Raw genomic sequence first — 13,813 nt, 5'->3', positions numbered from 1 at the left:
GACCGTAGGAGGACCACGTGGGCTACGCCCATGACTACGCCGACGCCATCTTGCACCGAGGCCGGATACCGATGGAGCCGGTCGATTTCGTGCCCGACTGGGTGGACCGCCCGCGGAAGGCGAAGTTCTATCCCGGCGCGGAGACCCTGCCGCTACCGGAGCCCGCCGTCACCGCCACGGGGGCCGGTGCCGGGCCGGCGTTCACTCTGCCGCTGCTCTCCGGGATGCTCCAGGACTCCTACGGGCTGACCGGCCGCCGGCTGGGCGTCCAGGCCAACACGGACCTGGCCGCCCTCCCCCACTACACGCAGGCCAACTGGTCGCGGGGCACCGCCTCGGGCGGCGGGCTCTACCCGGTCAGCGTCTACTGGGCGGCGGGCGCGGGCGGCCCCCTCGCCCCCGGGCTGTACCACTACGCGCCGCACCAGCACGGCGTACGGAGGCTGCTGACGGGCGATGTCACCGGAGAGGTACGACAGGCTCTGGGCGCGGAGGGTGCGGAGGGTGCGGCAGCCGCCGCGGGCTGTACCCAGTACCTGGTCCTGGGCGTCAAGTACTGGCAGAACTCCTTCAAGTACAACAGCTTCTCCTTCCACGCCGTGAGCATGGACGTCGGCGCGCTGCTCCAGACCTGGCGGCTTTGGGCGGCGGCGCGGGGGCTGCGCGTCGCGCCGGCGCTCTGGTTCGACGAGGAGCGGCTGGCGCGGCTGCTGGGCGTGGCGCCGCGGGAGGAGGGGATCTTCGCGGTCGTCCCGCTGGAGTGGGCGGGCGGAGCCGAGGAGTCCGCGCGTACCGGGCGCACCCCGGGGTCGGGCCGCGCCGAGGGCGAGCGGAGGTCCGGCCCGGCCGGGCGCGGCACCGTCGAGCGCGTGCCCAAGAACGGGGACAGGAACGGGAACGGGCATGGGCACGGCCCGGCCGAGCCCGAGCCGGGGACCGGCACCTCCGAGGGCGCCCCGGGGCGTGGCCCCGCCGTGCTCCGGCGGGACTGCGAACGCTCCCGCGCCGTCCTGGAGTTCGAGACCCTGGAGCGCATCCACGAGGCCACCCTGGGCCGCGCCGCCGACCGGCCGGCCCCCGGCGCGCTCGACGCGGCCGCCGCGTTCCCGCCGCGCGGCGGCGACCCGGTGCCGCTGCCCCCGCCCGCCGCCGCCCCGCTCGGGGTGGACGGGGCGCTGCGCGCCCGGCGCAGCAGCTTCGGCCGCTTCGACGCGAGCCGTGCGGTGACGGCGGAACAACTGGCCGCGGCCCTGGCCGACTGCGCCGCCGCGTCGGTCGGCAGCGAGGCGGAGCGCCCGGGCGGGCCCCGGCTGACCGCCCTGTACGCCTTCGTCAACCACGTGGAGGGCGTCGTCCCGGGTACGTACGCCTACGATCCGGCGGCCCACGCCCTGCGCCTGGTGGTTCCCGGACCGCCCGGCCCGTTCCTCCAGCGCAACTACTTCCTCTCCAACTACAACCTGGAGCAGGCGGGCGTGGTGGTCGTGCCGACCGTACGGACCACCGCGGTGCTCGACGCGGTGGGCGACCGCGGCTACCGCCTGGTGAACGCGACCGTCGGCGCCGTCGCGCAGACCTTCTACACCACCGCCGCGGCCCACGGGCTCGGCGCGGGCGTGGCGCTCGGCTTCGACAACATCTCGTACATGGAGGAGTTGGGTCTCACGGACACCGGCGAGGCGCCGCTGTTGATCATGCTGCTGGGCCACGAGCGGCCGGGGCCCGCCGACTTCCGCCACGAGATCGCCTGACCGGGCCGACGAGAGAACCAGGACGATCCCGATGAACACCACCACCGAATGGCACGCGGGCGACCGCTTCATGCTGCGCGTGGCCGGCCTGCCCCTGTCCGCGGTCGACGCGCTGCGCTGCCCGGACACCCGCCGCTGGGCCGAGGACGTGCTCGCCGACGAGGACGCGCTGCGCGCCGACGGGGAGCGGCTGAGCGAGCTGCTGCACCGGGCCGTCGCGGCGACCGACCCCGCGGCGGACGGGCCGGGCGCGGCCCAGCGCCGTGAACTGCTGCGCCTGCGCCGCCAGATCCACAACAACCGGCTGCCCGAGCGCCCCGACACGGTCGTGCGGGCCCTCGCCGCCGTCCCCGGGGCGGGCGAGCAGCTGGCCGCCTGGCTGAGCCGGCGCCGCCGGATGGAACGGCTGCTCGCCGAGGGCGCGCCGCTGCTCGCCGCCGACCTCGGCCGCGGCCGCGCGGCCCTGCGCCACCTGCTGGGGGACGAGCGGCTGCGCCACGGCCTGCTGCTGGCCTCGCCGGTGCTGGAGGGGCAGCTCGACGCCTACGCCAAGGCCACCGCGGAGACGGGCGCCCCGACGGGCCGGGCCCGCAAGGCCGAGCGCTCGGTCCTCTCGTACCTCTACCGCACGGCGTGCAAGACCAGCCCGTTCTCCACCTTCACCGGGGTGGCCACGGGCCGCTTCACCGGTGCGGGCACGGGCGGCGCGGGCGCGGACGGGCAGGGCACGAACGGGCAGGACGCAGACGGGCAGGACGCGGGCGTGATCCGCGTCGCGGACACCTGGAGCAGCCATGTCCGGCTCAATGTCGTCGTCCTGGCCCGGCTGGCCGAGCTGATCCTCGCCGACCCGGTCCGGCGGCGCGACCTGCCGCTGCGGCCCGCCTCCGGCTGGGGCCGCGACGAGGACCGGATCCGCTACGTCCGCCGCTCGGTCACGGCCGGCGACGACTCGGCCGCCGTCACCTTCGACGCGGTCAAGGACCGGCTGTTCTTCCTGCGGCGCAGCGGCACCCTCGACCGCCTCCTCGCGCTCTTCGGCGAACGGCCCGAGCTGCGCCACCAGGAGCTGGCCGACTGGCTGGCGGCGGAGCACGGAGCCCCGCCCGCCGAGTGCGAGGCGTACGTGGGCGCCCTGCTCCAGCTGGGCATGGTCCGGGTGCCGTGCCTGGACACCGAGGTCCACGACGGCGACCCGCTGCGCGCCTTCCAGCGGTCCCTGGCCGCACTGGACCGCCCCTGGGCCCACACCCTCGGCGCGCTCCTCGACGGGCCCGCCGAGGTGCTGGAGCGCTACCCGGCGGCCGGGCAGAGCGAGCGGGCGGAGCTGCTGCGCGCGCTGCGCGCCGGGCTGCGGGCGGCTCAGGAGGAGCTGGGCGAGCGGGAGGCGGCGCTGCCGCAGACCCTGCTGTACGAGGACGTGAGCGCGGGCCGTGACGTCCGCGCCGCGGCGCCCGCCTGGGCGGCCGGGGGCGGCGCGCTGCGCGAGGTCGAGCGGATCCTGCCGGCCTTCGACCTGACCCTCGCCCAGCGGATCACCTTCGAGGGGTTCTTCACCGCCCGCTACGGCTCGGGCGGGCGCTGCGACGACCTGCTCGGCCTGGTGCACGACTTCCACGAGGACTTCTTCGACCAGTACCTGTCGTTCACGGCCCGGCGTACGCCCTTCGACGCGCGCGGGGAGTACGTGCCCGAGGAGAACTGGCTGGGGCTGCCGGGCATCCGTGCCCTGGACGCGGCGCGGCGGGCCTTCATCGGCCGGATGCGGGCGCACTGGTCGGCGTACGAGGAGCGGGGCGGCGGCGCCGAACTCCGTCTCACCGGGGCCGACATCGATGCGGTCGCCGGCGAACTCGAACCGGTCGTGCCGGGGTTCGCGCCGCGCTGCCACCACGTGCAGCTGGCCCGGGACCCGGCCGGCGGTGAGCCGCTGACGGTGCTGAACCGGTCCTACGGCGGCCTGTCCTTCCCCTTCAGCCGGTTCACGCACGTCTACGAGGAGCCGCACGGGCCGGACGCCCATGACGGGCCGGACCTGCCGGACGGGCCGGACGCGCCGGACGCGCCGGGCCGCCTCGCCGAGGAGCTGCGCGGGACCGCCGCCCGGGTCACCCCCGAGGGGGCGGTGTTCGCCGAGGTCACCGGCGGTCCGGTCACCACCAACCTCAATCTGCACGGGCAGCTGACGGACTACGAGATCGTCTGTCCGGGCGAGAGCGGCACCCTGGCCGAGGACCGCCGGCTGCGGCTGGAGGACCTGTACGCCGAGCACGTCGCGGAGTCCGGGCGGGTGGTGCTGCGCTCGCGCCGCCTCGGCCTGGAGGTCATCCCGGTCTACCTGGGCTATCTGGTACCGCTGGCGCTTCCCGCGATCCCGCGCACGCTGCTGCTGCTCTCCCCGTCCTCGATGTCCCCGCTGGACGTCTGGGCGGGCGTGCCGGAGGGCGCCCCGCACGGCGGGGTGACCTCCCGGCCGCGGGTGGTGCACGGGGACGTCGTGCTCAGCCGCCGGAGCTGGACGACCACGGCGGCCGAACTGCCGGTGGCGGGCGCGCTGGAGGCCGGGCACTTCCTGGACTGGCAGCGGTGGCGCCGCGCGCACGGACTGCCCGGCCAGGTCTTCGCGACCGTGTCGGCAGGTCCGTCGGCCCTGGGCGCGAAACCTCAGTACGTCGACTTCGAGAGCCTGCTCTCGCTGGCGTCCTTCGAGTCGCTGCTGCGCGAGCCCGGCCACCGCGTCGTGTTCCGCGAGATGCTGCCCGCCCCGGACGCCCTGCACGCGGTCTCCGCGCGCGGGGCCCATGTCGCGGAGCTCGCCGTCGAGACCTTCACCACCCGCACCTCCACCCTGCGACGCCCGGAAGGCGGACCCCGATGTCAGATCTGACCGACCCCGGCACGGACCGGCGCGGCGCATGGCAGGCCATGCACATCTTCTACGCCGCCAATCCGCAGCCCCTGCTGGTGAACTGTGTCCGTCCGCTGATCGCCTCGCTGACCGCGGACGGGCTGCTCGCCGGGCACTTCTTCATCAACTACTGGCTGGAGGGCCCGCACGTGCGGCTGCGGCTGCGGCCGTCGGGCGAAGCGGCCGCCCCCGAGGTGCGCAGGCGCGCCGAGGAGGCCGTCTCGGCCTTCCTGAAGGCCCGTCCCGCCCTCTACGAGGTGGATTCGGGATTCCTCAACGAGTTCTACAACACCCTTTTCGACATCGAGTTCCCCGAAGGCGACCGGGCCGCCTTCATGGGAGCCGACGGCCGGATGAACCTGCGGCCCAACAACTCGTACGCGTACGAACCCTACGAGCCGGAATTCGGAAAGTACGGCGGCCCGGCCGGAATTGAACTCGCCGAATGGCATTTCGCCCGTTCCAGTGATCTGGTCATGGACGCCCTGGGCCGGATGAACCTGCATCTTCGCACCGTACTGCTGGGCACCTCGGCGCAGTTGATGATGGTGATGGCGGGGGTTTTCCTGCCCGACCGGGAGGATCTCGGCGGCTATCTCGACCGCTACTACGAGTTCTGGCACACGGCGTTCCCGGGCACGGGCTTCATCGGCTCGGCGGAGTACGACCGCACCTTCGAGCAGACCGGCCCCGGGCTCGCCCGGCGGTTCGCCGCCGTCCGCGAGGCGCTGGCCTCCGGGGAGACGGGCCGGCTGCCCGCCTTCCTGGCCGGGTGGGCGGACCACTGTCGCGAGCTGCGCGGGCGGGCCGAATCCCTGGCGGTTGTCGGTGACCTGGTCTTCCGCTCCTGGGACGGCACGCGCGACGAGCAGGTCACCGATCCGGCCGTGGCGCTGCCGCTGCTGCTCTCCCCGTACATGCACATGACCAACAACCGGCTGCATGTGACGATCCGGGACGAGGCCTACCTGGCGCACCTGCTGGGGCGGGTGCTGCGCGAGGGCGCCGGGGCCGAGCCGGTGCGCCCGTGAGCGGCCCCACCGGGCTGCTGGCGCACCGGCCCGCGCTGCGGCCGGGCATCCTGCTGTCCCCGCCGCTGCTGAACGGTCCGGCCGTCGTCCACCTCGTCAAGGACCCGGTCTCCGGGGCCTCCTTCGAGATCGGCCCGAAGGAGTTCTTCCTCGTCTCGCGTCTCGACGGCTCCCGCAACCTCGCCGAGATCGGCGCCGCGTACGGGGAGGCCTTCGGCCGCAGGCTCGGCGAGGGCAACTGGCAGCAGCTGCTGGCCCTCCTCGGCAGCCGCCGGCTGCTCGCGGGCGGGCCCGCGCCCGAGGCGCCGGGCCCGCCGGGGCCGCCGCGCAGCGGGACCCTGCTGCGCGGCACGCTGCGCCTGGTCGCCGACGCCGACGCCGTGACGGCCCGGCTGCACCGATGGGTGCGGCCGGCCCTGCGCCCGGTGGTGCTGGGCGGGCTGCTCCTGCTGTGCCTGTTGATGGAGGCGGTCCTGGCCTCCGACGCGGACCGGCTGGTGCGCGACGTGTGGTGGCTGCTGTCGCATCCCGTTCCGCTGCTGGCGGTGGCCACGCTGCTGTGGCTGAGCACGGCGCTGCACGAGTTCGCGCACGGGGTCGCCGCCCGTCATGTCGGCGGTACGGTCGGGGAGATCGGACTGCGCTGGCGGCTGCCCGTGGCCATCATGTACTGCACCGTGGACAACTACCGTTATCTGGGCCGCCGCCGTCACCAGCTGGCCGTCGCGGCGGCCGGGGCCTTCGCCAACCTCCTCTTCCTCCTCCCCTTCTTCGGCTGGTGGACGGCCCTGGCGGAGGTCGACCCGACCGCCCGGGTGCTGGGCGCGCTGCTCCTGCTCGGCAGCGCGCAGGCCCTGGTCAACCTGCTGCCACTGCCGCCGCTCGACGGCTACACGATGCTCGGCCACGGCCTGCGGGTCACCCGGCTCGCGCCCGCGAGCTCCGCGTACCTGCGGCTGCGGATGCGCGACCGGGCGGCGGCGGACGCCTACCCGGCGCGGGCCCGCAGGCTGTATCTCGCGTACGGCGCGGGCTCCGCCGTGCTGGTCCTGCTGCTCGTCTGCGGCGCGGCGGGCACGCTCTGGTACGCGGTGGCCACGGCCTCCTGAATGCCCGTCATCCACCCCCCGCCCCCTGATTCCCTGTCATCCGTCCCCCCCACCACACCGAGAACGAGGGAACCGCACTCCCCATGAGCACTGACCGCACCACCCAGCCCCCCGACAGCGGCCCCAGCGCCGCCGTCACCGTGTCGGAGATCCGCAAGCGCTACGGCGACCGCACCGCGGTGGACGGGATCTCCCTCGACGTGCGCCGCGGCGAGTTCTTCGGCCTCCTCGGCCCCAACGGGGCGGGCAAGACCACCCTCATCGAGATCATGGAAGGCCTGCGGCAGGCCGACTCCGGGACCGTCCGCGTGCTCGGGCAGAGCCCCTGGCCGCGCAACACGGCGCTGCTGCCGCGGATCGGCGTACAGACGCAGGCCTCCGCGTTCTTCGTCCGGCAGACCGCGCGCGAGCACCTGCTGACCGTCGCCGGGCTCTACCGCGCCGAACGGGGCGCGGCGGACCGCACGCTGGAGACGGTGGGCCTGACCGAACAGCGCGACGTGTACGTCGAGAACCTGTCCGGCGGCCAGCGCCAGCGCCTCGCCATCGCCTCCGCCCTCGTCCACAGCCCCGAGCTGATCTTCCTGGACGAGCCGACGGCGGCCCTCGACCCCCAGGCCCGCCGCGATCTGTGGCAGGTGCTGCGCACGCTCAAGAGCGAGGGCCGCACCATCGTCTACACCACCCACCACCTCGACGAGGCCGAGGCCCTGTGCGACCGGGTGGCCATCCTCGTCGGCGGGAAGACAGCCGCCCTCGACTCCCCGCACCGGCTCGTCACCGCCGCCGGCGCCCCCGCCCGGCTGCTGCTGCCCGCCGGCCGGATCCCGCTCGACGACGCGGCCTCCCTGCCGGGCGTGGACCGGGCCAGCCTCCAGGGCGGTTCGCTGGTCCTGGAGACCGCCTCCCCGGGCAAGGTCCTCCAGGCCGTCGACGCGCTCACCGGGCTCGACGGGGTGATGACCCGTACGGCCACGCTGGAGGACGTCTACCTCGAACTGACCGGTACGGCCGCCGGCCACGCCACCACCCACCCCACGGAGTCCCAGGCATGAGCGCGTACACGGCCCTGACCGCAGCCGGCTACCGGGCGCAGGTCCGGGACAAGGCCACCCTCTTCTTCACCTTCGCCTTCCCGCTGCTCTTCCTCGTCGTCTTCGGGCTGATCTTCAGCGGGCAGGAGGTGGAGGAGAGCGGCCGCCCCTACATCTCGTACATCGCTCCCGGCGTGATGTCGTGGGGCGTGGCCAACGCCGCCGTGTTCGGCATCGCGTTCACGCTGATGCAGTGGCGCCGCGACGACCTGCTGCGGCTGATCCGGCTGACGCCGACGCCGCTGACGACCGTGCTGGCCTCGCGGTACGTGCTGGCGCTCGTGGTCGGCGTCGTCCAGGCCGCGGTGTTCGTGGCGGTGGCGATGCTGCCCGGGTTCGGGCTGGTCCTGGACGGGCGCTGGCCGCTGGTGCTGCCGGCCCTGGTCCTCGGGATCACCGCGTTCATGGCGATCGGCGTGATCGTCGGCACCTACGCGAACACGCCCGAGGCCGTCGCGGCGATCGCCAACTGCATGATGGTGCCGATGGCGTTCCTGTCCGGCTCCTTCCTGCCGCTGGACCTGATGCCGTCGTGGCTCCAGTCGGTGTCGCGCGTCCTGCCGCTGCGCTACCTCAACGACGCCGCGACCGGGGCCCTGACCGGTTCGGGCTCGCTGTCCGCCATCGGCACCGGGTGCGCGGTGCTCCTCGGCTTCGCCGTGCTGTTCGGCGGGATCGGGCTCAAGACCTTCCGCTGGAGCAACCGGACATGACCCCGACTTCCGTGCGCACGCGCCCCGTCCGGGCTCCGGACGGCACCGCGCTGGAAGCGGCGCGGCGCGAGCTGGCCGAGGCCCTGGAGGACCTCGGCGCGTACGTGGTCACCCTCGGCGTGCACGACGCGCTGGGGCCGCGCGCCGCGGACCCGTTCGCCGCGGTACGGGCGGCCGCGACCGTCCATCTCGGCGCCCGCGCCGTCCTGGTCGGCCCCTGGGGCGGCGACGGCACCGCGCCCGCCTGCGGCCAGTGCCTGGCGATGCGCCGGCAGCGGCTGCGCAGCCGGAGCGAGCGGGACGCCCTGGAGACCGGCAGCGGGACCGTCACCCCGGTGGCCGGGGACTGGCCGCGGCTGCCCCCGTACCTGCTGGACGCGGTACGGGCGCTGCACGGCGCGGTCTTCGAGGGCTCCGCGGCCGCCCCCGGCCCCACGGCGGCGGACCGGGCCCTGCCCCAGGTCTCCCGGCTGGACCTGGAGACCCTCCAGGTGCGGACCTACCCGCTGGCGGCCGATCCGCTCTGCCCCGGCTGCGGGCCGCGCGGGACCGACGCCCCGGCTCCCTTCGTCCCGGTCTCCCGGCCCACCCCCTCGCCGGGCGCGCAGCGGTTGCGGGCGGCGTCCTCGTACCCCATGCCGCACGCGGCGCTGGCGAATCCCGAGACCGGGGTGCTGGGCGGGGGAACCTGGATCAACGTCACCTCGCCGACGACCGCTCCCGTCGCGGGCAGCGTGTTCATGCGCGGCTACGCGGGGCTGACGGACGTCACCTGGAGCGGGCAGGCCAACAGCTTCTCGGCGAGCCGGGACCTGGCCTACCTGGAGGGCCTTGAGCGGTACGCGGGCACCCATCGGCGCACCGGGAGTTCGCTGCTCACGGCCTCGTACGCGGAGCTGGGCGAGCGGGCCCTGGATCCGGCCCTGTGCGGTTCCTACCCGCCCGAGACCTACCGCGACGACCCGATGGTGTCGCCCTTCGACCCGGAGCGGCCGATCCCCTGGGTGTACGGGCACTCGCTGCGCGACGACCGGCCCGTGCTGGTCCCGGCGCGGCTGGTGCACTACAGCGCGGGGCTGGCCGCCGACAACTTCGTCTTCGAGTGCTCCAACGGCTGCGCGATCGGCAGCTGCACGGAGGAGGCGCTGCTCGGCGCGCTGCTGGAACTGATCGAGCGGGACGCCTTCTTGGTGGCCTGGTACGCCGGACTGCCCCTGACCGAGATCGACTTGGCCTCCGTGCCGGGTCCGGCGGTGCGGATGATGGCCGACCGGGCGGCACTTCAGGGCTACGACGTACACGTCTTCGACAACCGGATCGACCTGTCGGTGCCGGTGGTGACGGCGCTCGCGGTGCGCCGCGACGGCGGGCCGGGGCTGTTCTCCTTCGGGGCGGGCGCGGCGCTGGATCCGGCGGCGGCTGCCGAGGCCGCGCTGTCGGAGGTCCTCACCTACATTCCGCACCTGCCCCGGCAGGTGGCGGAGCGGCGGGCCGAACTGGAGGCGATGGCCGGTGACTTCCGGCAGGTGCGGCATCTGAAGGACCACGCCCAGCTGTACGGGCTGCCGGTGATGGCCCCGTACGTGCGGCCCTACCTGGAGCCGGTGTCCGTGCGGCCGATGGCCGAGGTCTACCGGGCGTGGAACGCGGAGGGCCGGCCGCGCACCGCGGACCTTCGGGACGATCTCATGTACTGCGTGGAGGAGTTGACGCAGTCCGGGCACGATGTGATCGTCGTCGATCAGACGACGCCGGAGCAGCGGCGGATCGGGCTGCGCACGGTGTGCGCGGTCGTGCCGGGGCTGCTGCCGATCGACTTCGGCTGGTCGAGGCAGCGGGCGCCGTTCATGCCGCGGCTGCGCACCGCGCCCCGCCGGGCGGGGCTGCGCCGGACGGACCTGGGCGAGGCGGAGGTCCGGATGGTCCCCCACCCCTTCCCCTGATCACCGGGCCCGGTGCGGTCCGGGCGGTACGGCCGGTGCCCCGGCTCCCGCTCGCGCGGGGGCCGGGGCACCGGTGTGCGTACGCCCTGAAGGGTCAGGCGCTGCAGGAGGTCGTGCTGGTGGTCGAGGAGCAGGTCGAGGTCGAGCTGCAGCTCGTGGAACCGGCGAGCACGACCTCGCTGGCGTCCGAGTAGTCGGAGATCTCGAAGGTCTCGGACTCGAGCTCGAGGATCTCGTCGGCGAGCGAGGCGAGCGGCGACTTCTCCATGGTGACTCCTTCAGCTGGTGCGGTCGTTGGGTGGTGCGGTGGTGCCCTTCCATCAGAACCGGTCGCACCTGCACCTGACCCGGCGTACCGCTGACACCTTGCTGACAGAAAGTGTCAGCGCCCTGGTGTCCCCCGCCCGGGACCGCTGCCCGATCATGGGCGGATGACGGAACTCGCCGGACTACCCGGGCTGGCCGGAATCGTGCGGCCGCTCACCACCCTCTACCTGGATCTGCACCGGCATCCCGAGCTGTCGGGCGCCGAGGAGCGCACGGCGGGCCGGTTCGCCGACTGGCTGGAGGCCGCCGGGTACGAGACCACGCGCGGGATCGGCGGGCACGGCGTGGCCGGGGTGCTGCGGGGCGGCGAGGGGCCGACCGTCATGCTGCGGGCGGAACTGGACGCCCTGCCGGTACGGGAGACGACCGGCCTGGCCTACGCGAGCCGGGGTGAGGCGGCGCACGCCTGCGGGCACGACCTCCACCTGGCCGCGGCGGCGGGGGCGGCCTCGCTGCTGGCCAGCTCGCCTCGGGCTCTGCGGGGCACGCTGATCGTGGTGGGCCAGCCGGCGGAGGAGACCCTGGAGGGGGCCCGGGCGATGCTGGCGGACGGCCTGTACGAGCGGACGGGCCGCCCCGACGCCGTGCTGGCGCAGCACGCGGCCCCGCTGCCCGCCGGGATGGTGGCCCACGGGTACGGGCCGATGACCGCCGGGAGCGTCACCTTCCGGATCGTCCTGCACGGCCGCGGCGGGCATGCGGGGGCCCCGCACCTGACCGTGGACCCCGTGGTGGCGGCGGCCCATGTGGTGACCCGGCTCCAGACGGTGGTGGCCCGGGAGGCCGCGCCCTCGGAACAGGTCGCCGTCACGGTCGGCTCGTTCCACGCGGGCGACCGGGCGAACATCGTGCCCGACCGGGCCGAACTGGCCGTCACCGTACGGGCGGCCGGCGAGGCGGCGCTGACGCGCGCGGCCGCGGCGGTGGAGCGGATCGTCCGCGCCGAATGCGCGGCGGCGGACTGCCCCCGGGAGCCGGAGATCGTCCGCGAGTCCGTCTCTCCCGTCACCCATCCCGACCCGGCGACGACGGCCGCGGTACGGGAGGCCCATGTGGCGGAATTCGGCCCCGAGCGGGTGGCCATGTGGCCGCCGTCCCTGGCGACGGAGGACTTCGGGCTGTTCGGCGACGCGGGGCGCGACCTGCACGGCGCGGAAGGGGTCCGGCTCGCCTACTGGATGCTCGGGGTGATCGGACCCGCGGCCTGGTCGGCGGCGCCGGGGGCGACCGCGGCGCAGAAACTGGCGGCGCTGCCCGCCAACCACGCGCCTGATTTCGCGCCGGACGCCCGCACGGCGCTCCCGGCGGGCGTGCGGGCGCTGACGGCGGCGGCCCTCACCTGCCTGGCGGCTCCGACGGCGTGAGAATCCGGCCGTTTCGCGCACCGGCGCGTGGACCGGTCCGCGGGGAGGGGGCCGGGGTCCGGCCCGGGGAGGGGGCCGGGGTCCGGCCCGGGGAGGGGGCCGGGGTCCGGCCCGGGGAGGGGGCCGGGGTCCGGCCCCCTCCCGCCGGTCAGGCGCCGCTCGCGTCCAGCATGTCCTCGCGCTCGACGATCTTCACGCGCGCGCGGCCCTGGGGCTCGCCGAGGGCCTTCTCCGCGGCGTCGAGGCGGTGCCAGCCCTCCCACGTGGTGTAGCGCACGCTCCGCTCGGCGAGGAAGGCCTCGACGGCCTCCGGCGCGGGCGCGTCCGGGCTGTGCAGGCGGCCCTCGGCGTGGTCGGCGAGGAGGTTCGCGACGGTCTCGTTGGCGTCGCCCTTGGTGTGGCCGATCAGGCCGACCGGACCGCGCCGGATCCAGCCGGTGACGTACGTCGACTGCAGGTGCCCGCCGGCCTCGATCACGCGGCCGCCCTCGTCGGGGACCGTGCCGGACTCCACGTCCCAGGGGAGCTTGGGGAGCTCGTCCGAGAGATAGCCCACGGCCCGGTAGACGGACTGGACGTCCCAGTCGGTGAACCGGCCGGTGCCCTTCACATTGCCGGTGCCGTCGAGCTCGGTGCGCTCGGTGCGCAGGCCGACGACCCTGCCGTCCTCGCCGAGCACCTCGGAGGGGGACTCGAAGAAGTGCAGGAACAGCTTGTGGGGGCGGTCGCCGATGTCCCGGATCGCCCAGTTCTCCAGGGTCTTGGCGACCATGTCCGCCTGCTTGTTGGCGCGGCGGGTGGCGATCGAACCCTCGTCGTAGTCGATGTCCTCGGGGTTGACGATGACCTCGATGGTGGGCGAGTGGTCCAGTTCGCGCAGCTCCATGGGGCTGAACTTGGCCTGGGCCGGACCGCGGCGTCCGAAGACGTGCACCTCGAGCGCCTTGTTGGCCTTGAGGCCCTCGTGGACGTTCGGCGGTATCTCGGTCGGCAGCAGTTCGTCGGCCGTCTTCGCCAGGATGCGCGCGACGTCGAGGGCGACGTTGCCTACGCCCAGCACCGCGACCTTCTCCGCCTCCAGCGGCCAGGTGCGGGGGACGTCCGGGTGGCCGTCGTACCAGGAGACGAAGTCGGCGGCGCCGTAGGAGCCCGCCAGCTCGACGCCCGGGATGCTCAGCTCGCGGTCGGCGGTGGCGCCCGTGGAGAAGATCACGGCGTCGTAGAACGAGCGCAGCTCGTCGAGGCCGATGTCGTTCGGGTAGTCGACGTTCCCGAAGAGGCGGACCTGCGGCTTGTCGAGCACCTGGTGCAGGGCGGTGATGATGCCCTTGATCCTCGGGTGGTCGGGGGCGACGCCGTAGCGGATCAGGCCGAAGGGCGCGGGCATCTTCTCGAAGAGGTCGATGGACACGCCGGGCTCGGCGGCGGTCTCGGACTTCAGCAGCGCGTCCGCCGCGTAGATCCCTGCGGGACCGGCACCGACGATTGCTACCCGCAGGGGGCGAGGCATGACGAAGTTCCCTTCGAGCGAGAAAAAGCTGGATCAAGGAAGACCTTAAACTGAGGTAACCCT

Annotated in this window: 10 protein-coding genes; 8 read left to right on the top strand and 2 right to left on the bottom strand. The window is 74.3% G+C overall.

Translation table 11 applies throughout. The features are described from left to right. Positions 1-17 precede the first annotated feature (17 nt). From OG447_RS22360 to OG447_RS22330, 7 genes are all read left to right on the top strand, one after another. Entirely contained in the window at positions 18-1,751 is a 1,734-nt protein-coding gene (locus OG447_RS22360; protein ID WP_266938640.1) for a SagB family peptide dehydrogenase, read from the top strand. A gap of 31 nt (positions 1,752-1,782) precedes the next feature. Continuing rightward, positions 1,783-4,638: a lantibiotic dehydratase gene (locus OG447_RS22355; protein WP_266938639.1), complete on the top strand. Its 2,856-nt coding sequence runs from the start codon at positions 1,783-1,785 to the stop codon at positions 4,636-4,638. After that, positions 4,626-5,690 (top strand): lantibiotic dehydratase C-terminal domain-containing protein, encoded by a 1,065-nt coding sequence (locus OG447_RS22350; protein ID WP_266938638.1) that lies wholly within the window; start codon positions 4,626-4,628, stop codon positions 5,688-5,690. Before OG447_RS22355 ends, OG447_RS22350 begins: the two co-directional genes overlap by 13 nt. Beyond that, on the top strand, positions 5,687-6,799 hold the full coding sequence (locus OG447_RS22345; RefSeq protein WP_266938637.1) for a peptidase M50: 1,113 nt from the start codon (positions 5,687-5,689) through the stop codon (positions 6,797-6,799). Before OG447_RS22350 ends, OG447_RS22345 begins: the two co-directional genes overlap by 4 nt. An 83-nt stretch (positions 6,800-6,882) precedes the next feature. Then, positions 6,883-7,854 carry an ABC transporter ATP-binding protein gene (locus OG447_RS22340; protein ID WP_266938636.1) on the top strand — a complete coding sequence of 324 codons (972 nt, stop codon included), beginning with the start codon at positions 6,883-6,885 and terminating at the stop codon, positions 7,852-7,854. Continuing rightward, complete coding sequence (locus tag OG447_RS22335; RefSeq protein WP_266938635.1) at positions 7,851-8,606, top strand: ABC transporter permease; 756 nt, start codon at positions 7,851-7,853, stop codon at positions 8,604-8,606. The genes OG447_RS22340 and OG447_RS22335 overlap by 4 nt, the downstream gene beginning before the upstream one ends. Further along, positions 8,603-10,549, top strand: a complete 1,947-nt coding sequence (locus OG447_RS22330; protein WP_266938634.1) for a TOMM precursor leader peptide-binding protein — start codon at positions 8,603-8,605, stop codon at positions 10,547-10,549. Before OG447_RS22335 ends, OG447_RS22330 begins: the two co-directional genes overlap by 4 nt. A gap of 94 nt (positions 10,550-10,643) precedes the next feature. Here OG447_RS22330 and OG447_RS22325 read toward each other — a convergent pair whose 3' ends face one another. After that, a complete protein-coding gene (locus tag OG447_RS22325; protein ID WP_007268044.1) occupies positions 10,644-10,817 on the bottom strand; it encodes a thiazolylpeptide-type bacteriocin in 174 nt (57 codons plus the stop codon). 163 nt (positions 10,818-10,980) lie between these two features. Here OG447_RS22325 and OG447_RS22320 point away from each other — a divergent pair, with 163 nt between their 5' ends. Then, entirely contained in the window at positions 10,981-12,240 is a 1,260-nt protein-coding gene (locus tag OG447_RS22320) for an amidohydrolase (RefSeq protein ID WP_266938633.1), read from the top strand. Between the two features lie 148 nt (positions 12,241-12,388). Here the strand turns inward: OG447_RS22320 and OG447_RS22315 are convergent, their stop codons facing one another. Then, entirely contained in the window at positions 12,389-13,750 is a 1,362-nt protein-coding gene (locus tag OG447_RS22315; RefSeq protein ID WP_266938632.1) for an FAD-dependent oxidoreductase, read from the bottom strand. Between the last annotated feature and the right edge of the window lie 63 nt (positions 13,751-13,813).

Origin of the sequence: Streptomyces sp. NBC_01408 (genome assembly GCF_026340255.1) — a bacterium.
GTDB lineage: Bacteria > Actinomycetota > Actinomycetes > Streptomycetales > Streptomycetaceae > Streptomyces.
This window is presented reverse-complemented; position numbering and strand designations above follow the sequence as displayed.

Coding starts and splice junctions, on each gene's coding strand:
- OG447_RS22335 (WP_266938635.1), top strand. CDS start 7,851: ATGAGCGCGTACACGGCCCTGACCGCAGCCGGCTACCGGGCGCAGGTC.
- OG447_RS22320 (WP_266938633.1), top strand. CDS start 10,981: ATGACGGAACTCGCCGGACTACCCGGGCTGGCCGGAATCGTGCGGCCG.
- OG447_RS22315 (WP_266938632.1), bottom strand. CDS start 13,750: ATGCCTCGCCCCCTGCGGGTAGCAATCGTCGGTGCCGGTCCCGCAGGG.
- OG447_RS22330 (WP_266938634.1), top strand. CDS start 8,603: ATGACCCCGACTTCCGTGCGCACGCGCCCCGTCCGGGCTCCGGACGGC.
- OG447_RS22350 (WP_266938638.1), top strand. CDS start 4,626: ATGTCAGATCTGACCGACCCCGGCACGGACCGGCGCGGCGCATGGCAG.
- OG447_RS22340 (WP_266938636.1), top strand. CDS start 6,883: ATGAGCACTGACCGCACCACCCAGCCCCCCGACAGCGGCCCCAGCGCC.
- OG447_RS22355 (WP_266938639.1), top strand. CDS start 1,783: ATGAACACCACCACCGAATGGCACGCGGGCGACCGCTTCATGCTGCGC.
- OG447_RS22325 (WP_007268044.1), bottom strand. CDS start 10,817: ATGGAGAAGTCGCCGCTCGCCTCGCTCGCCGACGAGATCCTCGAGCTC.